Origin of the sequence: Trueperella sp. HMSC08B05 (assembly GCF_001808405.1) — a bacterium.
Classification (GTDB): Bacteria; Actinomycetota; Actinomycetes; order Actinomycetales; family Actinomycetaceae; genus Trueperella; species Trueperella bernardiae.
In genome coordinates, this window is sequence record NZ_KV793268.1 from 18,379 (window position 1) to 39,796 (window position 21,418).

At 67.0% G+C, this 21,418-nt stretch carries 20 protein-coding genes, 1 tRNA gene and 1 other RNA gene; 7 read left to right on the top strand and 15 right to left on the bottom strand.

Annotated features, from left to right (window positions below; all coding sequences use genetic code 11):
• Nucleotides 1–42: 42 nt before the first annotated feature.
• The 3 genes from recR to HMPREF3167_RS07365 all read right to left on the bottom strand — a co-directional run bounded on the left by recR (nucleotide 43) and on the right by HMPREF3167_RS07365 (nucleotide 4,373).
• Nucleotides 43–660 carry a recombination mediator RecR gene (gene recR / locus HMPREF3167_RS07355; protein ID WP_179853720.1) on the bottom strand — a complete coding sequence of 206 codons (618 nt, stop codon included), beginning with the start codon at nucleotides 658–660 and terminating at the stop codon, nucleotides 43–45.
• A gap of 2 nt (nucleotides 661–662) precedes the next feature.
• The gene (locus tag HMPREF3167_RS07360; protein WP_070446292.1) at nucleotides 663–3,767 is read right to left on the bottom strand and encodes a DNA polymerase III subunit gamma and tau; all 3,105 of its coding nucleotides are present in this window, start codon (nucleotides 3,765–3,767) and stop codon (nucleotides 663–665) included.
• Between the two features lie 521 nt (nucleotides 3,768–4,288).
• Nucleotides 4,289–4,373, bottom strand: a tRNA-Ser gene (locus HMPREF3167_RS07365).
• A gap of 132 nt (nucleotides 4,374–4,505) precedes the next feature.
• On the opposite strand from HMPREF3167_RS07365, the gene ffs reads away from it, so the two are divergent.
• Nucleotides 4,506–4,602: signal recognition particle sRNA small type (ffs, locus tag HMPREF3167_RS07370), an RNA gene on the top strand.
• A gap of 64 nt (nucleotides 4,603–4,666) precedes the next feature.
• Here ffs and ppk2 read toward each other — a convergent pair.
• Entirely contained in the window at nucleotides 4,667–5,599 is a 933-nt protein-coding gene (gene ppk2 / locus HMPREF3167_RS07375) for a polyphosphate kinase 2 (protein ID WP_062614154.1), read from the bottom strand.
• Between the two features lie 281 nt (nucleotides 5,600–5,880).
• Between ppk2 and HMPREF3167_RS07380 the strand changes: the two genes are divergently transcribed.
• The gene (locus HMPREF3167_RS07380) at nucleotides 5,881–7,275 is read left to right on the top strand and encodes an MATE family efflux transporter (protein WP_070446294.1); all 1,395 of its coding nucleotides are present in this window, start codon (nucleotides 5,881–5,883) and stop codon (nucleotides 7,273–7,275) included.
• A 130-nt stretch (nucleotides 7,276–7,405) separates the two neighbouring features.
• Nucleotides 7,406–8,458: a hypothetical protein gene (locus HMPREF3167_RS07385; RefSeq protein WP_062614156.1), complete on the top strand. Its 1,053-nt coding sequence runs from the start codon at nucleotides 7,406–7,408 to the stop codon at nucleotides 8,456–8,458.
• Nucleotides 8,459–8,511: 53 nt separating this feature from the next.
• Here HMPREF3167_RS07385 and HMPREF3167_RS07390 read toward each other — a convergent pair whose 3' ends face one another.
• The 3 genes from HMPREF3167_RS07390 to HMPREF3167_RS07400 form a co-directional block, all read right to left on the bottom strand.
• Entirely contained in the window at nucleotides 8,512–9,300 is a 789-nt protein-coding gene (locus HMPREF3167_RS07390; protein WP_068538860.1) for a CDP-alcohol phosphatidyltransferase family protein, read from the bottom strand.
• 44 nt (nucleotides 9,301–9,344) lie between these two features.
• A complete protein-coding gene (gene hemH / locus HMPREF3167_RS07395) occupies nucleotides 9,345–10,349 on the bottom strand; it encodes a ferrochelatase (protein ID WP_068538861.1) in 1,005 nt (334 codons plus the stop codon).
• A gap of 186 nt (nucleotides 10,350–10,535) precedes the next feature.
• Nucleotides 10,536–11,507, bottom strand: a complete 972-nt coding sequence (locus HMPREF3167_RS07400) for a potassium channel beta subunit family protein (RefSeq protein ID WP_210382985.1) — start codon at nucleotides 11,505–11,507, stop codon at nucleotides 10,536–10,538.
• 312 nt (nucleotides 11,508–11,819) lie between these two features.
• Between HMPREF3167_RS07400 and HMPREF3167_RS07405 the strand changes: the two genes are divergently transcribed.
• The gene (locus HMPREF3167_RS07405) at nucleotides 11,820–12,248 is read left to right on the top strand and encodes a membrane lipoprotein lipid attachment site-containing protein (RefSeq protein WP_062614160.1); all 429 of its coding nucleotides are present in this window, start codon (nucleotides 11,820–11,822) and stop codon (nucleotides 12,246–12,248) included.
• Between the two features lie 28 nt (nucleotides 12,249–12,276).
• On the opposite strand, the gene aroD is transcribed toward HMPREF3167_RS07405, so the two are convergent.
• The 7 genes from aroD to HMPREF3167_RS07440 are packed head-to-tail and all read right to left on the bottom strand — an operon-like array spanning nucleotide 12,277 to nucleotide 18,221.
• Nucleotides 12,277–13,041 carry a type I 3-dehydroquinate dehydratase gene (aroD, locus tag HMPREF3167_RS07410; RefSeq protein WP_070446296.1) on the bottom strand — a complete coding sequence of 255 codons (765 nt, stop codon included), beginning with the start codon at nucleotides 13,039–13,041 and terminating at the stop codon, nucleotides 12,277–12,279.
• Entirely contained in the window at nucleotides 13,038–13,925 is an 888-nt protein-coding gene (locus tag HMPREF3167_RS07415) for a tetratricopeptide repeat protein (RefSeq protein WP_168160844.1), read from the bottom strand. Before HMPREF3167_RS07415 ends, aroD begins: the two co-directional genes overlap by 4 nt.
• The gene (locus HMPREF3167_RS10135; protein ID WP_062614163.1) at nucleotides 13,922–14,932 is read right to left on the bottom strand and encodes a vWA domain-containing protein; all 1,011 of its coding nucleotides are present in this window, start codon (nucleotides 14,930–14,932) and stop codon (nucleotides 13,922–13,924) included. The genes HMPREF3167_RS07415 and HMPREF3167_RS10135 overlap by 4 nt, the downstream gene beginning before the upstream one ends.
• A complete protein-coding gene (locus tag HMPREF3167_RS07425; RefSeq protein ID WP_083281126.1) occupies nucleotides 14,929–15,903 on the bottom strand; it encodes a vWA domain-containing protein in 975 nt (324 codons plus the stop codon). Before HMPREF3167_RS07425 ends, HMPREF3167_RS10135 begins: the two co-directional genes overlap by 4 nt.
• Nucleotides 15,897–16,352, bottom strand: a complete 456-nt coding sequence (locus HMPREF3167_RS07430; RefSeq protein ID WP_062614165.1) for a hypothetical protein — start codon at nucleotides 16,350–16,352, stop codon at nucleotides 15,897–15,899. Before HMPREF3167_RS07430 ends, HMPREF3167_RS07425 begins: the two co-directional genes overlap by 7 nt.
• A complete protein-coding gene (locus HMPREF3167_RS07435) occupies nucleotides 16,345–17,223 on the bottom strand; it encodes a DUF58 domain-containing protein (RefSeq protein ID WP_160326888.1) in 879 nt (292 codons plus the stop codon). Before HMPREF3167_RS07435 ends, HMPREF3167_RS07430 begins: the two co-directional genes overlap by 8 nt.
• 8 nt (nucleotides 17,224–17,231) lie before the next feature.
• Nucleotides 17,232–18,221 carry an AAA family ATPase gene (locus HMPREF3167_RS07440; RefSeq protein ID WP_246825753.1) on the bottom strand — a complete coding sequence of 330 codons (990 nt, stop codon included), beginning with the start codon at nucleotides 18,219–18,221 and terminating at the stop codon, nucleotides 17,232–17,234.
• Nucleotides 18,222–18,324: 103 nt separating this feature from the next.
• On the opposite strand from HMPREF3167_RS07440, the gene HMPREF3167_RS07445 reads away from it, so the two are divergent.
• Both HMPREF3167_RS07445 and HMPREF3167_RS07450 read left to right on the top strand, forming a co-directional pair.
• Nucleotides 18,325–18,927 carry a hypothetical protein gene (locus HMPREF3167_RS07445; RefSeq protein WP_062614167.1) on the top strand — a complete coding sequence of 201 codons (603 nt, stop codon included), beginning with the start codon at nucleotides 18,325–18,327 and terminating at the stop codon, nucleotides 18,925–18,927.
• A gap of 3 nt (nucleotides 18,928–18,930) precedes the next feature.
• On the top strand, nucleotides 18,931–19,764 hold the full coding sequence (locus tag HMPREF3167_RS07450; protein WP_062614168.1) for a YwiC-like family protein: 834 nt from the start codon (nucleotides 18,931–18,933) through the stop codon (nucleotides 19,762–19,764).
• A gap of 125 nt (nucleotides 19,765–19,889) precedes the next feature.
• Here the strand turns inward: HMPREF3167_RS07450 and HMPREF3167_RS07455 are convergent, their stop codons facing one another.
• Nucleotides 19,890–20,945: a histidinol-phosphate transaminase gene (locus HMPREF3167_RS07455; RefSeq protein WP_070446304.1), complete on the bottom strand. Its 1,056-nt coding sequence runs from the start codon at nucleotides 20,943–20,945 to the stop codon at nucleotides 19,890–19,892.
• Nucleotides 20,946–21,019: 74 nt separating this feature from the next.
• Here HMPREF3167_RS07455 and HMPREF3167_RS07460 point away from each other — a divergent pair, with 74 nt between their 5' ends.
• Nucleotides 21,020–21,418, top strand: a complete 399-nt coding sequence (locus HMPREF3167_RS07460; RefSeq protein ID WP_062614170.1) for a phage holin family protein — start codon at nucleotides 21,020–21,022, stop codon at nucleotides 21,416–21,418.

Consider the following 21,418-nt stretch of genomic DNA (forward strand, 5'->3'; position numbering starts at 1 on the left):
GCCCTCATGCTACGGGAGGCGCCCCGGGTTCGGCTGGGGCTCTCACGTGCTGGGCGTGTGAATCCTCTGACGCCCTTCCATGGCGCGGGAGATCGTGACTTCGTCGGCGTATTCGAGGTCGCCGCCCACGGGCAGGCCGGAGGCGAGCCGCGAGACGATGACGTTCATGTGCGACAGGTTGAGGGAAAGGTACGTGGCCGTGGCCTCTCCTTCGACGTTTGGATCCATGGCGAGGATGACCTCTTGCACGACGCCGGAGCCCAGCCTTGCGTACAGCTCACGGATGCGCAGATCTTCGGGGCCGATGCCGCCGATCGGGTCGATCGCGCCGCCGAGTACGTGGTAGCGGCCGCGGTATTCGCGCGAGCGCTCGATGGCGACGATGTCCTTGGCTTCTTCGACCACGCAGATGACGGAGTCGAGCCGGCGGGGGTCGGCGCAAATGCGGCAGAGCTTGTCCTCGGTGACGTTGCCGCAGATTTCACAGAAACGGACCTTGGATTTGACGGATTCGAGGGCGCCAACCAGGGCGTCGACTTCCGAGTCATCCGCCTCCAGCAGGTAGAACGCGATTCGCTGCGCGCCCTTGGGGCCGATCCCGGGCAGGCGCCCCAGTTCGTCAATGAGCGCTTGGACCGCGCCGTCATACACTCCGGCCATGCCTACTCCTCCCGTTCTTCGATCACTTTAGCCTCGAAGCGCTCGAGCAGGACCTGCAGACCCACCATGGTCGACTGTGAGATGTCCGGGTCGTCGGCGGAGGCACCTTCCCATTCGGGGTGGGAATCGTCGACGACGGCGGGCTCGTCCGGGTAGTCGGCACGAGTGGGGTGGGCGTGTGCGGCGGCGAGGGCCTGGAAGTCGGTGCCGGTAAGGCCGGCGCGGGTGGGGGTGGGGGCGGCCTGGGCCGGGTACGTCTGGGTGGAGGCGTCGGCGCCCTCGTCCGGGAGGTCGTCCGGGTCTGGGCCGTCCGGGCGGCGGTCCAACGACGACGGTTGCGCCCACTTGCCCAATGTCGTATGCGTATAGGGATCTTCGACGGGCGGCACGTGGAACTGTGCGAACCCGGTCGGCTCGTGGCCCGTGGTGTTGGCGTGGCCGGAGGCCAAGCTCTCTGGTAGCTCGGCCGGAGGCGGCATCGGGAAGCTCTCGGCTGCGGAGCCGAGGATGTCAGCGGCGGAGCGCTCGGGCGACTCGCCGTGATCGTGGCCGGGAGCTTGGTCAAGACCGGGGCCGGGCGCCGCGCCGGATTCTGTAGCAGGTGTCGCCCCGAAAGCAGGGCCGCCGGTCGCGCCAAAGGCAGGGGTGCCGGGCATGCCGTCGGTGGCCGGCTCTGCGGTAAAGCTCGGGTCGTGGGCGGGGTCCGGTTCGCCGAGATCAGAATCGTCGACGTTAGATTCGTCGAAGTCGGGCTCGTCGCCGTAGGGCGGGGCCCAGTCGGGCTCCGCGGCCGAGTGAGATTTGGAGGGCCTGCGAGGTTCGCCAGTTTCTGCGGGCTCGCCCGCCCGCTTCGTTACCGGCCTTGCCTGCTGGTGCGAGCCTGAGCCGGCCACCGGTTCACGCACATCGGCTGACTCCGGCTCCGACTCCGCTGCAGATGCGCGCAAGTCACCTGACTGCGCACCCCGCAAACCCTCGGCATCTTGAGGCGGGCCGGCTGGTGCATGCTCAGGATCTCGGCTCACCGCTGGGCGTGATGGTTCGGCTCGCTCAAAGTCGACGGCCGGCGGTTGGGGTGCCGCGGCCTGCGCGGCGTCAGCTTTTGGGGCCGACGGTTCGCCTCCCGCCAATCCTTCGACTCGGAGGGCGAGTCCGAACATGTTCGCTATGATCCGCTCGACCTCGCGAGCGCCACGCGCCGTGAACGCCCCGGCAACGCCGGGCTGTTCGAAGCCGACGTAGAGTACCCCGCCCTCGACCCTGACCGGGCCATTTGCCGCACCGAGTTGGGCGTGGGCGATGCGGGACAGGCTCTGGTCGGCCATGATCGCGGGCCACTGCGCGCTGATCTGCGCAAGCGGGTCGCCGCCGGACTGCCCGGCGGGTTCGGCCGGCTGTGCCGGCGCCTGCTCGGGCGCACCCTGGGCCTGAGTTGGCTGCGGAGGGTGAGTCGCCTGTTGTTCCGGAGCCGATTGCCGTGCTGGAGCCGACTGCTCGGAAACAGCGCGTTCGGGTGCCGGTTGCGCCGACGCCTGCCGCACTTCTTGCTGTTCCCCGGCCTGCCGCTCGGGGGCTGGCATATCGGCATGCCCCTGCTGGGGCGCGCGGCCTTCGGACGCGCGCCCGGCCGACTCCCCCTCCTGCGAGCTCTGTCTTTCCAGAACAGATTGCGCGGGCGCCTTGCCATCGCCGTCGAACCCTGCACTCGTCATCACAGGCATGGGCCGTCTGCGTGGATCCATCTGGTCCAAGCGCCGCTGCTGCTCGACAGATCCAGCCACACCCTGCGCACCCGAGATCTGCCCGCCTGGGCCCGCATTTCCGGCCTGGCCCGCCTGCTGACCGACCTGATGTCCCTCCGGCTGCCCCGGCCCGCGCCCGGCCAGCTGTGCGCCACCGGTCACGCGCCCAGACCCGGCCGGCTTCGCCCGGAACTTCGCCAGGCTGCTGGCCACCTCGGGGCTGGGCGCCTCGGGCCCGCTCTCGACCACCTGCGCCGGCACGCCCACCCGCGCAATCACCAGCCGAGCGCACAGCAACTCCAGCTGGAGTCGCGGCGCGGTGGCACCGGCCATATCGCTCAGCGCAGCGTTCGTCAGGTCCGCACACTGCGAGGCGCGCTCCGCCCCAAGCGCCGCCGCCTGCTCAACCATCCGCCCATACTGATCCTCCGGCACCGAGACGAACACGTCCTTCGCCTCATCTCCCGCGAGCGCGATGATCACCAGATCCCGCAGCCGCTGGAGCATGTCCTCAACGAAACGCCGCGGGTCGTGACCAGACTTAACCACCTTGTCCACAACCCCAAACAGCGCCGAACCATCCCGCGTGGAGATGGCGTCAACGGCGTCGTCGAGCAACGCCGCCGAGGTGTAACCGAGGAGGGCGACGGCGCGGTCGTAGTCAAGGCGCGTGCCCTCGGAGCCGCCGATAATCTGGTCGAGGACCGAGAGCGTGTCACGCACCGAGCCCGTTCCCGCGCGGACCACCAACGACAGCAGGTCCTTCCCCGCGCTCACGCCCTCACGCGCGCAAACCAGCGCCAGGTACTGTTCGAGCTCCAGCGGCGGGACCAGCCGGAACGGGTAGTGGTGCGTGCGCGAGCGGATCGTGCCGATCACCTTTTCCGGCTCGGTGGTCGCAAAAATGAACTTCACGTGCGGCGGCGGCTCCTCCACCAGCTTCAACAACGCGTTGAAGCCCTGGCTGGTGACCATGTGTGCCTCGTCGATAATGAAGATCTTGAAGCGATCCCGCACCGGCGCGAACCCGGCCTGCTCGCGCAGCTCCCGCGCGTCGTCTACACCGCCGTGCGACGCCGCGTCCAGCTCCACGACGTCGAGCGACCCCGATCCATCGCGCGCCAACTCCCGGCACGACTCACACTTCCCACACGGCTTCGCGGTGGGGTACTCCACACAGTTGAGGCAGCGGGCGAGGATCCTCGCCGACGTCGTCTTGCCACAACCGCGCGGCCCGGAAAACAAATAGGCATGCGTGGTGCGGCCCGCCTCAAGAGCGGCCATCAGTGGCCGGGTGACGTGATCTTGACCGATCACTTCTTGAAAGGACTCGGGCCGGTAGCGGCGATACAGGGCTATACTCACGCCTCCTAGTCTACGCACACCCTCCGACAAATCTTTCGCCGGCCGCCACCTGGGGATAACCTCGCCGGGCGGTCGCAAGTTTTATGGCATGCGCCCGTCCTCTTGCGGCAAGATAGCCCTAGGTACCACAACCACACAATTGAGGCAGCCCCGTAGCAGCACCAAAAACCTTCATCGATTTCCCCACGCTCAACGCCTCCACCAGTAAAGATGACACTCTCTCCGGCGCGACTGCCCAGACCATCGTTCTGGTAAAGGGCCGCTAGCCCAGGACTCACGCCGGCATGGACGACTGGGGAAGCGCGTCTCGATGAACGCGTCGACGACGTCATGGGCCTCCTGTGCCCCTTCTCAGTTTTTGTTTGTACCCCTTTTGCACCCCCCTTACGGTGGGGTCTTGTGGGGTCGCTTGGGGTTTTGGGGTGGTTTTGGTGGTGTCTGACGAAACCCGACTACACCAACGAAAACCCGCGATAATCCAACAAAAAGTCCCGTCCCGCTACTGCGGGACGGGACTTTTGCGGAGGATGGGGGATTCGAACCCCCGAGGGCGTTAACCCAACCCGCTTTCCAAGCGAGCGCCATAGGCCACTAGGCGAATCCTCCTCAGATTCTGCCAATCTGCCTACCCAGTTTACGAAAACTGGCGCCCTTTGGGAAATTGCGGGCCGCCAGGCGCGGGTGCCGTTAGTCTCACCCTCCCGACGTTGCCACCCCGAAACTCATGGTAGGATCGGTGGCGGCTCCCCACGTGGCGTCATCTTGAGGAACTCCCCCAGGGCAGGAATGCAGCAAGGGTACTTGGGCTCTGGCGGGTGCGTGGGGAGTCCTTACTCTTCCCATATCCCGACGACTCCGGGGTCCAGCCAACCTTCGCCCGCACCTATCCCGCCGCGCGCCTACTCCCCGCCTGCAGCCTTGTCTTCCTCGCGCACCTTCTTGGCCGCCTTGCGAGCCTTCTTGGCCGACTTGCGCTCATCCTTTGCGGCCTTCACGCGGTCCTTTTCCAGATTCACGGCGACGTCGTCGACATAAATGTACTTCGTGCGGTCGAGGCGCTGGTGGGCGTCCTGCTCGGCGATCGCCGGCCGCTTCGGCACCTCCACCTTCTCCGGTTCAATGCGTTCCCAGGGGATCTCGTGCAGGATGTCGGAAATGACGTTGATGCGCGAACGCTTCTTATCCTCCGACTCGACCGTACGCCAGCGCGCCCACGGCGTGTCCGTGGCGGCGAACATGGCGTCCTTCGCCTGCGAGTATTCTTCCCAGCGGTTGATGGATTCGACGTCGATCGGCGACAGCTTCCAGCGTCTCATCGGGTCCGATGACCGCGACCTGAACCGCGCCTCCTGCTCCTCCGCCGACACGGAGAACCAGTACTTGAGGATGCGGATCCCGTCGTCGACAAGCATGCGCTCAAACTCGGGCGCCTGCCGCAAGAAGCGGTGGTATTCCTCGGGCGAGGCGAAGCCCATCACGCGCTCGACGCCCGCGCGATTGTACCAGGACCGGTCGAAGATGACGATCTCGCCCGCCGCGGGCAGGTGCGCCACGTAGCGCTGGAAGTACCACTGCGTAGACTCGCGCTCGGTGGGCTTAGGCAACGCGACCACTCGCGCATGACGCGGGTTCAAGTACTGGGTGACGCGCTTAATCGCCGACCCCTTCCCCGCCGCGTCACGCCCCTCAAAAAGGATGACGATGCGCTCACCAGTGGCAATAACCCACTGCTGCATCTCCACGAGCTCTGCCTGCAGGCGGCGAAGCTCCTTGTCGTACGCGCGCGAGTCGAGCTTGGGGAGCTTTGTTGAGAGGGAATCGGTATCAGACATGCCCCAAGTGTACTCTTCGTCACTGTTTGCCACTGGCGTTTTTCACGACGCCGCCCGCGCCTTGCGCCCACACCCCACGTCGCGATCGTCCCGCTTTGCACCCACGCCCTCACCTCGCGCAGGGGCAGTCACCTCGCGCGCCCCGGCGGGCTCACCGTGCCGCCCGCCCCACCCCCTGCCTCGCATCTCACATGGACAAACCCTTATTTCCCAGCGGCAAAGAATGGTACGATTTTTGACGGTTTTTGAGGATTGTAATTGCGCCGTCGGGAAAGACGAGTATGGCTAAAGAACTGACGCATGGTCATGAGGGCAAGCTGATTTTGCTTTTTATGCTTCCCCTGCTTGCGGGGAACCTCTTCCAGCAGCTGTACAACATTTCGGACACGTTCATCGTGGGACGCACGCTCGGCGCGGATGCGGTGGCGGCGGTCGGCTCGGTCGGCACCCTGTTCTTCCTAGTGATGGGCTTTGCCCAGTCGGCCACGGTGGGCATGACGATCCCGATGTCGCGCCACTTTGGTGCCCAGCGCCTGCCGGCTCTGCGCCGGAATTTCGCCACGTCGATCGTTTTGTCGGCGATCATGGCGCTTGTCATCACGGTTCCGGCGGTGGCCTTTTCCGGTGACATCTTGCGCCTCATGAACACCCCCGCCGACATCCTCCCCGACGCCACCTACTACCTCCAGGTCCTGTTCGCGGGCCTGGCCTTCACGGTGTTTTACAACCTGCTGGCCAACGCAATCCGCGCGATCGGCGATTCGACCACCCCACTGTTGTTCCTCGTCATGGCCGCCACGCTCAACATCGTGCTCGACCTCGTCTTCATCCTCTACGTTGGCATGGGCGTGGAGGGCGCGGCGCTGGCCACGGTGATCGCCCAGGGCCTGTCGGTGGTGGCGTGCGCGATCTACATTCAGACCCGCATCCCGATCCTGCGCATCAGCGGGGCCGACTTCCGCATCCTCAAGGTCGAGGCCCTCGAGCAGTTGCGCCTCGGCATCCCCATGGGCTTCCAGACCTCCGTCATTGCCCTCGGCCTCATCGTCATCCAGATCGCGCTCAACGGGCACGGCGCCGCCGCGATCGCCGCCTACACGGTCGCCCAGCGAATCGAGCAGCTGGCCATGTTCCCCTTCGTCTCCTTCGGGATCGCGGCTGGCGTCTTCGTGGCGCAGAACTACGGCGCGGGCAAGATGGAGCGCATGTGGGTGGGCATCAGCCAGACGATTTACATGTCGCTTGCCTACGCCGCCATCATCGGCACGCTCATCCTCGTCTTCCAGCACGAGGTGATCAGCGCCTTCTTCGGCTCCGGCCTCACCGACGAAATCCTCCGCCTCGGCTCCATCTACCTGTGGGTGACCGTACCGTTCTACCCGTTCCTCACGATCCTGTTCGTCAACCGCTACTCGCTGCAGTCGCTGGGCAACGCGCTGGTCCCCACGCTGGCCGGTTTAATCGAGATGGGCGCCCGCGTGGCCACGGCGCTGTTCATCGCCCCGGTCTACGGTTTCGTCGGGATCGTCGTGTGCCATCCACTCGCGTGGATCGGCGCGTTCCTTATCCTCACGCTTGCCATTCGGAAGAAGAAGCGCGAACTGACCGCTTCGGTAGAATCGCCTTATTTCCATGTCCAGGTGGCGGAGGCCGAATGTGAGGTCGCACCCTGCTGACGCCCCGGGCGTTCACGACGCCGCCCGCCCCGCTGACCGCCGCCCCTAATAAGCCACACACCCTGGGCATGAGGACGCGCACGTCCCCGTTCCTTATAATGGCTGAGATTGGCCAACCCGAGGAGCGAGCATGCCACATGCCCTGACCAGCACTGACGACGCCGCGCGCCTCCTCACCCGCCACTCCGCGCTCGCTTACCCGATGCTGCGGGAGATCGGGATCGATCCGGCGGCGGTCAAGCGCGTCTCCGGCATCGACCGCCTGGGCAATCTCACCGCGCGCCGCACCGCCACGAGCCTGGTGCTCGGTCCGCTCTCCTCTCTGCTTGCCGATTCTCCGACCACGCCCGCCACCCTCCCCACCGACCTTCGCGACACCCTAGCCACCGACCTCCGCCGCCTCATCACCACCCGCCAACACCTCATGTTTGCCTTGGTCCCGGCCGAGCGGCTGGCCGCCCTTCAGGTGTTCTTCGGCGCCGACCCCTCCCACGCGGAGACCCACCTCCTCCAGCCACTGAGCGATTCCTTCCTCCCTTCGGCCCTCAAATTTGTCAGGGCCGGGTCCCTCTCCCCCGAGCTCGCCGAGCGCTACCTCGGAGGGGTGGATCGGCCTCACGTGGTGGTCGGGATGAGTCCGTCGGCGTGGTTGCGGGCGTGGGCCGCGGGCACCCCCGACCAGCAAGAGTTTGTGCGAATGGCGTTCGTGGGCGAGGAATCGTCGACGATCAGCTCGCACAACTACCGGGCGCTGCGCGAGGTCGGAGCACGGGTGGTGCCGTCGTCGCGGCTGTACCGCGCGTTGCACAGCCCCACGTTTTGGGCCTACCTGGTGGTCTTCATCTACTCGACGCTACGCGCGCTGCCAGCCACGTTCGTACCGCACTTCCACGGCAGCGTGCTGCTGCTGTGGACGATGGATGTGGTGACGGCGATCCCCTACACGTGGGGGCTGGTCGCGTTCTTCACCGCGCACAAGACCTGGGTGCGGGTGACCGGGTTTGCCGTCACGCTCATCACGTTCATCGCGCCCTACATCTACTTCTGGTCGCATGGACGCGGGTATTCGTGGTGGGTGCACGGCGTCGTGGGGGCGATGATCGCCGGCGCCCTCCTGTATGAGGGCTTCAACTACCTTCGCGACCGCGCGGTCGCCGCCGGCCTGCGCCACTCCCGTCTCTAGCCGCCGCCCGACGCCGCCCCCGAGCTATGCGGCTCAGGCGGCGCTCCGGCGGGCTATGCGGAGGCCGCGCGCCCCGGGCGCCGCGGCCGATCCGGCCCCGTCACCGTACGGATCACGCCCGTGCCGATGAACCACCCGCCCGAGACCCAGAACGTCACCAGCAGCCACATCGGCTGATGTGGGAACACCACCACCAGCCAGCCCGTGGCCGCGATCCACACGAAGATCGACGCCAAATTCAGCACCATGAAACGCTTCACTCTGAACGGGTGCGTCCAGTAGAACGGCACGATCGTCAGCACAATAAACAGGGTCACCCAGAAGATGTTCGCCGCCTGCCCCAGCTGGAGCACGTATAGGATGACGGCCACGATGTTCCACGCCGCCGGGAAGCCGTAGAAGTAATAGTCGACCGACTTCCAGTTCTCGTTCGCGTAACACAGTGTCGACGACGTCAAAATCAGCACCGTCAACACCCCCGCCAGCGGCTTCGGCCCCAGGTCCAGCTGGGTGTACATGAAGATCGCGGGGATGAAGGTCCAGGTGATGTAGTCGATCGCGATGTCGAGGATCCCGCCGTCGAACCACGGCAACACCTCGCGCACGCGATACCGCCGGGCGAAGAACCCATCCACGCCATCCACGATCAGCGCCACCCCAAGCCACAGCCACATCCACGCGATCTGCCGGTCGATGAGCGCGAGCGTGGCGAGCGCAGCGAACGCCATCCCCGACATCGTAAAAATATGCACCAGCCAGGCACGCACCCGGTCCGGAAGTGGGGCTATCGCCTCGGGCGCGATCGAACGGGCGCGGCGAGGCGCAGAATGGTCAGTAGGCATGGACGGTCCTTTTGTGCAACGGCGTGTTTGTGCACAATTATTGCCTAACTTGCCTCACCCTCGATAACCCGATCTCGTACCGCGGTTGGACGCGGGCCCGCGCCCTCGAGAAGGTGGGCGACGACGTCGGCAAACACCGGGTCGTCATTCATCGGCGGCACGCGCACGAAGTGCGTCCCGCCTGCGCTTTCGAACGCCTCGCGGTTGAGGACGTCGAGCTCATCGAGGGTCTCGATGCAGTCGGCGAGGAACCCGGGGGTGGCCAGCACAACACTGGTGACACCCTGGCCGGGCAGCGCGCCCATCGTGTCGATTGTGGCGGGCTCGAGCCATTTGCCGGGCCCGAACTTGGACTGGTACGTGGTCACGACGGCGTTGCTCACCCCGCGCCTGCGCAACCCCTCCTCGATCGCGAACGTGGTGGCCTCGCACTGCGTGGCGTACTCGTGGGGGCGGTGGACGCGGCGCTCGGGCACGCCGTGGTAGGACAGCAGGATGCGAGCACGCTCCGGGGTGGGAAGGGCGGCGACGGCAGCCGCGATCTTCTCCGCATGCCAGTCCACAAAGTGCCCCTGGGCCGGCCACGGGCCGATCATCCGCACCCGGGTCTCGGGCGAGGCGGCCTGCCATGCCCGCACCTGCTGCACGATCGACCCCGTGTTCGACGGCGCCCACTGCGGGTACAGCGGCAACACGGTCACATCCCGCATGCCCTCCCGGGCGAACGCGTCCAGCTCCTGCGCGATCGACGGCTTCGTGTACGTCATCGCGTAGCGCACCTCCCACGGCAACGCCTCCGCGAGCAGGTCGCGCTGCTGGCGCGTGATCACGACGAGCGGCGAGCCTTCCTCCGTCCAAATCGTCTCGTACAGCGCGCCCGACTTTGCGGGGCGCGTACGCAGGATGATCCCGCGCAGAATAGGTAGCCAGAGGGCGCGCGGGAAATCGATCACGTCGGGGTCGGACAGGAAGTCGTCAAGGAAGGTGGCCACGTCCGCGCGCGACGGCGAATCGGGCGTACCAAGGTTGACGAGCAAAAGACCGGGCATGGCATCTAACCTAGCCTATGCGCCGAGCAGATCTCATGTGCACGGCAACCAACCGGCCGGGTGCCTTGTCTCAGCCTCGACGGATAATTTGCGGGACGATCTGGGCCAGGTCTGCACATATATGCAGGTGGGGCTCAAGTCGTCCCGCAAATTTCGCTTGGCCGGGGTAACCGGCGCCGGGCGGCGTTAGAACAGCTCGTCGATGGAGGCCTTGAGGCCGGCGTCGTCATTCAGAGACTCGAGGGCCTTGAGCGCCCCGAGGTTCTCCTCCAGCTGCTTAACTGAGGACGCGCCCAAGATCACCGTGGACACGTGCGGGTTGGCGGCCACCCAGCCGAGGGCTAGCTGGCCGGTGCTCACGCCGAGGTCGGCGGCGATCTTGGCGAGCTCGCGCACCTGGTCGCGCGACTTTTCGGCGCCAGCGCGCAGGTAGTCGTGGCCCTCGAGCGTGGCGCGCGAACCTTCCGGGATCCCGTCCACGTACTTGCCCGTGAGGATGCCACCCGCCAGCGGCGACCACGTGGTCAGCCCCAGGCCGAGGTCCTCGTACAGGCGGGCGTACTCGTTTTCCACCCGGTCGCGGTGGAGGAGGTTGTACTGCGGCTGCTCCATGACGGGCTTGCGCAGGTTGCGCTTGTCGGCGATTTCCCACGCCGCGCGGATCTCATCCGCGCTCCACTCCGAGGTGCCCCAGTACAGGGCCTTGCCCGACTCCACGATGTCGCTCATCGCATACACCGTCTCCTCGATCGGCGTGTTCGGGTCCGGCCGGTGGCAGTAGGCCAGGTCCACGAAGTCGAGGCCGAGCCGCTCGAGCGAGCCGTCAATGGCCTGCATGAGGTACTTGCGATTGAGGGTGTAGTGCATGTTCGGCATCTCGCCGTTGATGCCCCAGTAGAACTTGGTGGAAATGACGTACTCGTGGCGCTTCCACCCCAGCTCGCGGATGGCCTCGCCCATGATCTGCTCCGACTTGCCGCCGGCGTAGACCTCAGCGTTGTCGAAGAAGTTGACCCCGGCGTCGGCGGCGGCCTGCAGCTGCTCCTTGGCAAGCCCGGTGTCCACCTGCCCGCCGAACGTGACCCAGGAGCCGAAGCTGAACTGGGAAACCTGAAGACCTGCAGATCCAAGCCGGTTATATGGCATTTGTTTACTCATGTACCCGAGTTTAATCGCCGCCTCGGACCCTGCCCGCTCCGATTGCGCCGAGGGTGGAAGGACTCCCCCGGCCCCGGCCGGCCGGGGCTGCTGATCCGCCGGCACCCCGGAGCCCGACACAACTCGTGAACCCGAGGCCCACCAGGCCCGTATAGCAATCGCTAGCCGGTATATTCACGAGTTCTGCCGGGGCTGCCAGTTATCACGATTTCTTTTAGTGTCGGCGAACACCTACGAGCGGTTCGGGTTCGGATCCGCATAGCGGGAAGGAGTATAGTTGCGCACGGCTTATACTCAGCAGAACGGAAGACCATGAAGAAGATCCTTGCGACCATCACCATTGCACTCGCCCTCGCCGGCTGTTCGGACTCGACAAGCTCCAACGAGACCACCAAGCCCACCCCCGAGGTGACCCGCACCCTGTCAGGCACGTACAACTCAGTGGCCGAGCTGCGCGACGCCGCCGTGGACGCCGGCTACACCTGCGACAACTGGACCGACGGCGAGTGGAACCAGGGCACCTGCTCCGAGGCCGACTTCTTCGCCGTGTTCACCAACCAGGGCTCCCGCTCGGCTTACATCCACAAGGCGCAGGCCGCGGGCGAGTCTTTCACCGCGCTGGTGGGCGACAACTGGTACATCGCCGGCGACGAGGCCGCGCTCAAGGAGCTCGAGGGCAAGCTCGACGGCACGGTCGAGCAGGTTGAGGCCGCCGCTCCCGCCGACGAAGAGTCCAACTAACGCCCAGCGCCCGGCACGCGGGCAAGAATTACATATCGCCTGAATCAGCGCCTCCGAGCACCGCTCGGAGGCGCTCGATTGTGGGCTGTCCAGGCGCAGTCGACGCGCCGGCGGTGGCGAATGTGGCCACGGACCCGTAGGCGTGCCCTTCGAACCGAGATCGGATCCCGGCCTCCCCCATCGCGATCGTGATGAGCGGCCGGCCTGACTCTTCCGCTACCTGCTTCGTGACCTCGAGCAGCCGCGCCGTGTCCTCCTCGCTGTGGGCCATGACGGCCAGCTTCGGTATCGCGTTTTGCACGGCCAGCATGTCTTCGAGCATGAGGTACATGACCTCCGCGTCCGGGGTGTCCTGCCATTCGTGGTGCGACACGACCGCCGTGTACCCCAGCTCCGCCGCCCGCGCGGCCAGCTCCGCGGTGGCCTCCGAGGCGAACTCGAGGTCCAACCCCACGCGGTCGGCGGGAATCGCCTCCTGCATGAGGATGTCGAGGATCGTGGCCAGCAGCACCCGGTACCGGAACGGGGTGAGCTCCACCTCCCCGCCCTGGCCCAGAGTGCGGAACGTGATGAGCACCGGCACGGACAGTCCAGCATACAGGTCACGCAGGAGGTCGCGCGCAATCGCGTCGATATCCGTGCCCTGGTGTGCAGCCAGCAGGTAGTCGGCGCGGAGCTCGACGACGTCGGCCCCCGCCTTCTCGCACTCCCTCGCCTCCTCGAGGATCACCTGCGGGGTGGTTCCCACCACCGGCACGATGATCGCCGGGCGGCCTTCCTGGTTGAAGATCACCAGTTCTCTCCGTTCTTGCTCCCGAACTGCTTATCATACTCGCTCCACTCGCGGCGCTGTTGTTCGGCCTCAGAAATCCGCTCGAGCAACTCGCGGTCCTGTTCGCTCATCGGCTCCGAGTTCTGGTCGCCGGCCTCGCCCGCATCGGGTTCCTGATCTCCCTCTTCGTGACGCTCGGCTTCCTGGCGCGCGGCCTCCTCCTCGGCTTCCGCCTGGCTCTCTTCGGCCTGCGTGCGGACCTTTTCCGACTGCTCGTCCTCACACGGGGCGATGATCCTCACGGCGTCGGCGTAGCCCGCGGCGGTGAATTGCGGGTCCGACTCGCCGCCGGCCACACTCATCGTGGCGACGGCGAGGTTGATGCGCACCTTGCACTCGTCGGTCGGCCCGGTATCCTCGGCGACCACATCCGGGTTCGCCTCCGCCACACCGCCTTCGTCCCGCGAGGTTCCCGGCGGCACCAGCTCCAGCGCCCTCTCCAGATCACTGATCGCCGCGGCCGCCTCCCCGCCCTTGAGCCGGGCCGTGCCCGCGCCGAAAAAGGCCTTCCACCGGCCCAGCGAGTCCGGCATCACGTGGGTCGCCACGTCGTAAGCCTGCGCCGACGCCGCGAACTCGCCCGCGTCGTACCTGCTCTTCCCCGCCGCCAGGGAAAACGCCGCGACGCCGGCCACGATCGTCACTACCGCGAGCGCCAGCGCGACCAGCCCGGCCAGCGCCGCCACGGCCCGCTTCCACGCCGATCGGCGCGCCGCCGCCCCGCTCACCGTCCGCGCCTCACCAATTCCCGACGCCGCGCCCGTGCCTGCACCAACATCCGCACCCGACCCCGGGGCCACGCGCTTACCCGCGCCCGGTGTCCTCCACACGATCGCCCGCCTCATCGCCGACCCCCGGTGTCAATGGTGGTGCGCCGCGTGGACATCATAGCCACGGCCCGCACGCGCGGCATGAGGTCGAAGATCTCCCACGCAGCCAACACCGCGAGAGCCACGGCAAACGCCCAGATCACGGGACTGTACACGTTCTCCTCCACGCCCTCGCCCAAGCTTGCCTCGGCGCTCAGCTGAGCCGCCAGCTCCTCAATCCCGCCGGGCCCGCTGCGGTGCACGTACGGCACGCCGATCTGGCCGGCGATCGTCTCCAGCACGGCCGGGTTGGCCCGCGAGATCGCCACCCCGCCCGAGGGCGCCATAATGTAGTCCCCGCTCTCGCCCGCGGGGTCCCGCCGGAGCATCTTTCCGCCGGCCTCGGTGCCGTACCCGAACACGTACCCGCCCTTGACCAGCGGCGCCCATGCCCCATAATTCGGGGCCTCCCCGCGCCGGGAGCTCATGGCATCGGTGGCCTCGCCGTCGGTCATCAAGACGACCACGGGCACGTACCTCTCACCCTGGAGCTGCTCGAGCACGGCGGTGACCTCCTCCACCGGGCGATTGATCGACGATCCCCCGGAAAAGTCAGTCATCTCCCGGTCATACACGTCGAACCACGTGCGCGCCGCCTGCTTGTCCGTGGTCATCGGCAGCTGCTGGGTGGCCCGCGAACTGTACTCGACGATCCCGAAGTGCGCCTCGGGCAGCGCGTTCATGAGCGCCGCCGCGTCCGCCTTCACCCCGTCAAGCCGCCGGCCGTCACCGTAATCCTGCGCCGCCATCGAGCCAGTGGCGTCCACCACGAACAACACCGCCAGGTTCGAGGTGAGCGTGCGCGTCTCCACGCTCACCGCCGGCCCCAGGCCCATCGCCACCGCCATCGCGAGCATCCCGAACCGACGTAGCCACGCCAGCCACCGCTCCCGCCCGGTCACCAGCCCGCCGATTACAAGCACCAGTCCCACACCCGCCACCACGGCGAGCGGGACCGGATCGATCAGATACAGGAGCTTCATAGCTTGAACCTCCACGCCACCGCCAACAACACCACCAGCGCCCCGGCGATGATCGCCGGCCATCGCCCGGGCTGGTCCACCATCACCGCGTCGCCCTCCACAACGACGTTTTGCACGTCCTGCGCTTCCACGGCCTCCACGATCTGCGCCGCCGCACTCACGTCATTGAACGGGTAATAATACATCCCGGCCGCACCCAGCAGATCGCGCATCTCGGCGTTGTCGTCACTCCACGGCCCGGAAATGTAGATCCCGTGCACCACCACACCGCCCTCCTTCGCCCGCTCAATCCCCTCCGCGAGCGTGAACACCGAGTCGCCTGCCAGCTCGTTGTCGGTGGCGAAGATGACGGTGCGGGCGCGGTCGGCGTCGTCGAAATCGAAAGAATACAGGCAGGAGACCAGCCCGTCCCCAATGAGCGACGACCCGTGGACCTCCACGCCCGCCTCCGTGCCGGCGATCAGGCGGTTGAGCCCGGCCGGGTCCTGCGTGCTCATCACATCCACGGCTGCATCGATCTGGCCCGTCACCACGTTGTAGTCGCTGGTCAGCGGGAAGACCAGCCGCGAGGCCGAGTTGAAAATGCTCAGCCCCACGCGCTCACCCTCGAAGCTCTCCACGAGCTTGGCGAACGACCGCAGCACCTCCGCGTCGTAGGTCAGCACCGAGCCGGACACGTCGAGGCACAGCATGATGTCGCGGCTGGCGAGCTCCCGCCGCAACGAGTCCGCCCCCGCCGGGCGCGCCGCCAGGTATGCGCTTCCTCCGCCAACGACGACGGCCAGCACCACCACGGCCCCGACTCCCACGCGCAACATCGCCAACCTCTTGCGCAGCCGCGGGTGCTGGAGCGCCGCGCGCGTATGTGCCACGCGCACGCCCTCCGCCGCCCGGCGCCGGCGCAACCAGCCAAGCCCCGCCGCGATCACCAGCACGAAGCCCAACCCAATTCCCAGGAGCGGATTTACCATGACACCGCCCTTACCGCCCGATCACGGGCCGCCTGGGCGCTCGCGTGCGGCTCGGCCGAAAACGAGGGCTCTTCCCACTCCTCGATCGCGTCCGCCGCCGCGCTAAAGGCCGCCACCTCGCGCAACTGCGCCACCTGCCACGCCGACAGGTCCTTGCCCACGAGCTCCCCCATGATCGCCCGTAGCTCCGCCGCCAACTCCAGGTGCAGCGCCCGCACGTCCTCCGGCGTGTCCGCCGCGTGCCGCGCCACCACCGCATCAATCCGCGCCACCGCACCCGAAACCCGCCGCGTCCGAACCGGCTCCGGCGCCGCCGCCTGCGCGGCCGGCTCGCGCCTCCAATACCTAAGCGCCGCCACCACGACGCCGGCACACCCCACCAGCACCCCTCCAAAAATCACCCACCACACGGCGGGCGTGCCAAACGGATCGATCACTTGGTCAAGCATGGCGCCTCAACAACTCAATAATCGCCCTCGGGACCTCCTCGGTAGACCCCACGGTCACGTGCCGCACCCCGTTCGCGCGCAGCAACTCCGCGGCGAAGGCGTGAGCACGGCGTCGTTCCTCCTCAAGGTCGGCCCGCAGCGCGGCGTCGTCACGCAAGAACTCCGGGATGAGGGAGCCCGTGGCGTGGTCGACCATGTGCTCCACGCCCTGCGCAGCCACCGACATGTCCGCCACCCGCAACACCACTACCTCGTGCCGGGTGCGGATGCGGCGGAGCGTGTGCCCGTCGGCAAGGCCCGGCCAGTATTCGTCCGTGACCAACACCAACAACGCCCGCGGCTGCGGCACGCGCAGCCGCTCCTCCAGCATGTCCGACACCGCCGACTCCCCCGCGCCGGCCTCCATCCGCTCCTGCACCGCATCGAGCGCAAAGTCCAGGTGCGAGTTGCCATTGCGCGCCGGGATCCGCGACACCCCCGCACTATCCCCGTACACCACCGACAGCCGGTCCCCGCGCTGAATCGCCAGGTAACCGAGCACGTCCGCGGCGAACATCGCCACCTGCTCCTTTGATTCCCCCGACGGCGCCGCCGCCCTCATCTCCGCGCCCGTGTCCACCACCAGCTGGGTGAACATGTCGGTCTCCCGCTCGAAGCGGCGGATGATCGGGCGGCCGGCCCGCGCCGACGTCTTCCAATCAATATCCGCCACATCATCACCGTGAACGTAGTCCGTGAGGTCGTCAAAATCGTGCCCCTGGCCGGTCAGCATCGAGCTGTGCTGGCCCTCGAACACCCCCGACGCGCGGCGGATCACCGGCAACGAGACCTTGGCGCGCACCAGCGCCGACCGCGTCCCCGTAGACCTCACCCTCCGACTCATGGCGTGGGCACCGTCTCAAACACCGCGTCGATCAACGACTCCGGGCTCACCCCGCCCGCCAACGCGTCATACGTGCGCACAAGCCGGTGGCGCAGCACCTGGTAGCGCATCGCCGTGATGTCCTCCGGCGTCACGTAGTTGCGCCCCGCCTGCAACGCCAGCGCCTGCCCCACCTGCATGAGCGCCAACCCACCGCGCGGCGACGAGCCCACCCGCAAGTGCCGCTCCAACTCCGGCAACGGCCCCCGCCCGCGCGTGGTATTAATGAGCGCCACGATATAACGCTTGATCGATTCATCCACGTACACTTGCCGAGCCGTGGCCTGCAAAAACAGCACGTCGTCAGCAGTAATCGGCTCCACGTCACCACGCCCGAAGCTGCCCTCCGCCGACTTCGTGAGGATCTCCACCTCCTCCTCCGGCTCCGGGTACGTGAGCACCTCCTTGAGCAGGAAGCGGTCCATCTGCGCCTCCGGCAACACGTACGTGCCTTCCTCTTCGATCGGATTCTGGGTGGCCATCACCAGGAACGGATCGGGCAGCTTGTAGATCGTGCCCCCGATCGACGTCTGGCGCTCCTGCATCGCCTCCAACATCGCCGACTGAGTTTTCGCCGAGCTCCTATTAATCTCATCGAGCAACACCATGTTTGCGTGCACCGGCCCCAGCTGCGTGGAAAAACTGCCCGTCTCATACGAGTAAATCTGCGTACCCACGATGTCATTCGGCATGAGGTCAGGCGTGCACTGGATCCGGGAAAACGTGCCCGAAATCGAGTCCGCCAGCGTCAGCGCCGCCGTGGTCTTCGCCAATCCCGGCACCGACTCGAGCAGCACGTGTCCGCGCGCCATCAACGCCGTGACCAGCGCCCTCGCCAGATCCTGCTGACCCACCACGCTCCCACGAAAAATACCCCGGACGCGCCCGATCAGATCCTCAGTACGCGCCAGATCGGCGTCGTTAATCTGCCCCGTTGCCAGTGCCATGAGCCCTCCCATCAGCGCACAGGTCCGCTCCTGCGCGCACAGTTCCAGCCTACACAGCACCTCCGACATCCCTTAGTATGGGCGTGATACTCAAGGAGGAATCATGAGCCACCAGCTACCCGACGCCGGCCCACCACAGCCCGCCACCAACCGCGGCCCGCTATACTTCCTCATCGGCTCCGCCTCCCTCCTGTTCCTGGTGGTCCTCGCCCTCGTCTTCCAACAGCTCATCTCCAACGGCCGCGAGATCGGCACCAGCCCAACGACGACGCCCCCGCCCTCCCCGACCTCCTCACCCGCGCCGAGCTCCAGTCCCTCCCCATCTGAGACCGCCGAACCAGAGCCTGAGCCCACGCCGGAGCGGCCCGCGCCTGAGGGCGCCATCGAGGCGGCCTCCTTCACCACGCCGGCCAAGAACATTCACTGCCGCATCAACTCTGACAACGTCGAGTGCTCCATCTACACCTACGACTACCCCTCCCCCAAACAGTGCGAGGGCCTCACCGCCACGTACGTGGTCGGGGCCGAGGGGGCGGTCGACGCCGACTGCCAGCACTCCGTGTCCGTCGCCGACGTGTACGACTACGGCACCGCAGTCGCCCTCAACGGCTTCGCCTGCACGCTCGAACAAGACGGGGTGACCTGCTGGTCGGTCATGTCCGGCCACGGCTACGAGCTCAAGCGCGCCAACGACCGGATCTTCTAACCCGTGGGGCGCAAGCTTCCTCCCGGCTGGATTCCGCGCTATCACGGGGCGTGGGCGATGGTCACCGTGCCCGTGCTGCTGGGGATCGTGCTCGGCGGATTCGTCTGGCAGCACCTCCTACTTCTTGGCACGTGGTGGGTGGGATACTTCGCCTTCTACGCCATCGGGCAGTGGCTGCGAGCGGGGCCGGCGCGCATTGGCCGGGCTGGGCGGGATGGCCGACGCTCCAGGCGCTCCCGCTTTGTCGCGCCGGCGCTGACCTACTCCGCGATCGCGGCACCCCTCGGCGTCGCCCTCCTGGTGACCGCCCCATTCCTAGTGCGCTGGACGCTGGCCTTCGCACCGCTCGTCGTGATCTCAGCCTGGTGCTACTCCCGGCGCAAGGAACGCTCCTTCCTCAACGATGCCGCGACCGTCACCGCCGCTACCCTCACCCTGCCCGTCGCCTACGACCTCGCCACCCACGGGCTGGCCACCCTCCCCGGCGCCTCCGGCAACGGGTCCGTGACCGGCTGGGGCTGGATCTGGATCGTCACCGCCATCGTCGGGTGGTACTTCCTCGGCACAATCTTCTACGTCAAGACCAACATCCGCGAGCGCGGCAACCGCCCCTGGTTCCTCGCATCCATCGCCTTCCACGCGGTGGGGCTGGTCGGGGTGGTGGTGCTGGCCGCGCTGGTCGGGGAGCCGTGGGTGCTGCCCTCGCTGTGGGTGGTCATCGTGGCACGCGCGGCGGCCGTCCCCGCCTGGGGCTACCACCACGGCTGGCTGCCGCCGCTGCCGATTGGCCTAGGCGAAGTGGCGATCTCGGCGGCCCTGTTCCTGGCCTTCATCTGATCTTGGCTGCTCCCGGCGTGGCTAACTGGTGAATCTGAAATCTCATCGCGAAAAACGCTCATTCCTGCCCCAAACTCACCTGTTAGCAAGGCCGGCGCCGCTGTCGACCGGCGGGCCCAAGCCGGTTACGCAGCGCGGAATGTCCGATATGCCCGCACCAGCCGAAGTGATGCCTCGGGGCTGGCCACAGTGACGCGCACGCCGTCGTCGGGAAAAGCCCGCACCACGATGCCCGCGCGCTCGCACAGGGCGGCGAAGCGCTCGGAGTCCTCGCCGAGGTCGAACCAGAGGAAGTTGCCCTGCGGGGCGGCGCCGTCCCAATCGAGCGCCCGCAGCGCCGCGACGAGCTTGGCGCGCTCGGCCTTGATCATCCCCACGCGCCGCACCACCTCGCCGTGCTCCTGGAGCGCGGCCACCGCCGCGGCCTGCGCCAGCTCGTTCACGCCGAACGGGGTGGCCACCTTGTCCAGCCCGGCCACCACGTCCGCCATCCCGAGCGCGTACCCCACCCGCAACCCAGCCAGCCCGTAGGCCTTGGAAAACGTCCGCAGAGACACCGCGTTCGGGAACTCGCGGGCCAGCTCCACCCCGCGCACGGGATCGTCCATCTCCACGAAGTCCACATAGGCTTCATCGATGAGTACGGGGATGTCGGCGGGGACGGAGCGAAGGAAGCGGTGGAGCTGGTCGTGGGTGAGGGCCGCCGACGTCGGGTTGTTCGGCGTGCAGACCATGATGGCGCGGGTGCGCGGGGTGATGGCGTCGAGCATGGCGGGAAGGTCGATCGCCCCGCCACGCAGTGCCACGCGCACAGCCGTGCCGCCGGCGGCCTGGATCGCGATCGGGTAGGCCTCGAAGCTGCGCCACGGCAGCACCACCTCAGCCCCTGGTGAGCACACGGCCTGGAGGAACTTCTCGATCAGCGCCACGGAGCCGTTGCCCACGGCCACGTTGTCCAACGATATTTCGTGGAAGGCGGCGATCGCCTGCTTGAGGGCGGCCGCGCCCATGTCCGGGTACCGCCCCAAGTCCCCGAGCCTCAGCCCCAGCGCCGCCGCCACGCCGGGCAGGGTGGGGAAGGGCATCTCGTTGGAGGCCACCTTGATGACGTCCGGGACGGCCGGGTTTCGACCGGCGACGTAAGCGGGCAACTGATCGATCTCGGGGCGGAAGAAGCTCATGCCTCTATCTTGCCCCTATTTCGCGGGCCGCGCATTGGCGGATCACCGCTCGGCTTTGCCCGTAGGATGGGGGCATGAATTTCTTCATTGGTGCGGCTTTTAACGCCATTGCTCTGTGGGTTGCCACCCTGATTTTCCCGGGCATCCGGCTCGAGGGCGCGGGCGAGGCGGCTTTCGCCGGTCTCGGCCCGGCGGGCCAGGCGGCGGTGTACTTCCTGCTGGCCGGCGCGGTGCTCGCGCTGGTGAATATGGTGGTGCGCCCGATTGTCAAGGTGCTGTCCTTCCCGTTCTACGTGCTGACGCTCGGCCTGTTCTTTGTGGTGGTCAACGCGCTCATGCTCATGCTGACCGCCTGGATTACCGGCCACTTCGCCCTGGCCCTGGTGATTGACGGCTTCGGTTGGGCAGTGCTCGGCGGCATGGTGGTGGGCCTGGTGAACTGGGCGCTGAGCCTGGCCACCGGCCGCGACTAG

Excerpts from the sequence above, each read along its gene's own strand:
- recR (WP_179853720.1), bottom strand. The coding sequence starts at position 660 with ATGGCCGGAGTGTATGACGGCGCGGTCCAAGCGCTCATTGACGAACTG.
- ppk2 (WP_062614154.1), bottom strand. The coding sequence starts at position 5,599 with ATGTCTGATACCGATTCCCTCTCAACAAAGCTCCCCAAGCTCGACTCG.
- HMPREF3167_RS07380 (WP_070446294.1), top strand. The coding sequence starts at position 5,881 with ATGGCTAAAGAACTGACGCATGGTCATGAGGGCAAGCTGATTTTGCTT.
- HMPREF3167_RS07385 (WP_062614156.1), top strand. The coding sequence starts at position 7,406 with ATGCCACATGCCCTGACCAGCACTGACGACGCCGCGCGCCTCCTCACC.
- HMPREF3167_RS07390 (WP_068538860.1), bottom strand. The coding sequence starts at position 9,300 with ATGCCTACTGACCATTCTGCGCCTCGCCGCGCCCGTTCGATCGCGCCC.
- hemH (WP_068538861.1), bottom strand. The coding sequence starts at position 10,349 with ATGCCCGGTCTTTTGCTCGTCAACCTTGGTACGCCCGATTCGCCGTCG.
- HMPREF3167_RS07400 (WP_210382985.1), bottom strand. The coding sequence starts at position 11,507 with ATGAGTAAACAAATGCCATATAACCGGCTTGGATCTGCAGGTCTTCAG.
- HMPREF3167_RS07405 (WP_062614160.1), top strand. The coding sequence starts at position 11,820 with ATGAAGAAGATCCTTGCGACCATCACCATTGCACTCGCCCTCGCCGGC.
- HMPREF3167_RS07415 (WP_168160844.1), bottom strand. The coding sequence starts at position 13,925 with ATGAGGCGGGCGATCGTGTGGAGGACACCGGGCGCGGGTAAGCGCGTG.
- HMPREF3167_RS10135 (WP_062614163.1), bottom strand. The coding sequence starts at position 14,932 with ATGAAGCTCCTGTATCTGATCGATCCGGTCCCGCTCGCCGTGGTGGCG.
- HMPREF3167_RS07425 (WP_083281126.1), bottom strand. The coding sequence starts at position 15,903 with ATGGTAAATCCGCTCCTGGGAATTGGGTTGGGCTTCGTGCTGGTGATC.
- HMPREF3167_RS07430 (WP_062614165.1), bottom strand. The coding sequence starts at position 16,352 with ATGCTTGACCAAGTGATCGATCCGTTTGGCACGCCCGCCGTGTGGTGG.
- HMPREF3167_RS07440 (WP_246825753.1), bottom strand. The coding sequence starts at position 18,221 with ATGGCACTGGCAACGGGGCAGATTAACGACGCCGATCTGGCGCGTACT.
- HMPREF3167_RS07445 (WP_062614167.1), top strand. The coding sequence starts at position 18,325 with ATGAGCCACCAGCTACCCGACGCCGGCCCACCACAGCCCGCCACCAAC.
- HMPREF3167_RS07455 (WP_070446304.1), bottom strand. The coding sequence starts at position 20,945 with ATGAGCTTCTTCCGCCCCGAGATCGATCAGTTGCCCGCTTACGTCGCC.
- HMPREF3167_RS07460 (WP_062614170.1), top strand. The coding sequence starts at position 21,020 with ATGAATTTCTTCATTGGTGCGGCTTTTAACGCCATTGCTCTGTGGGTT.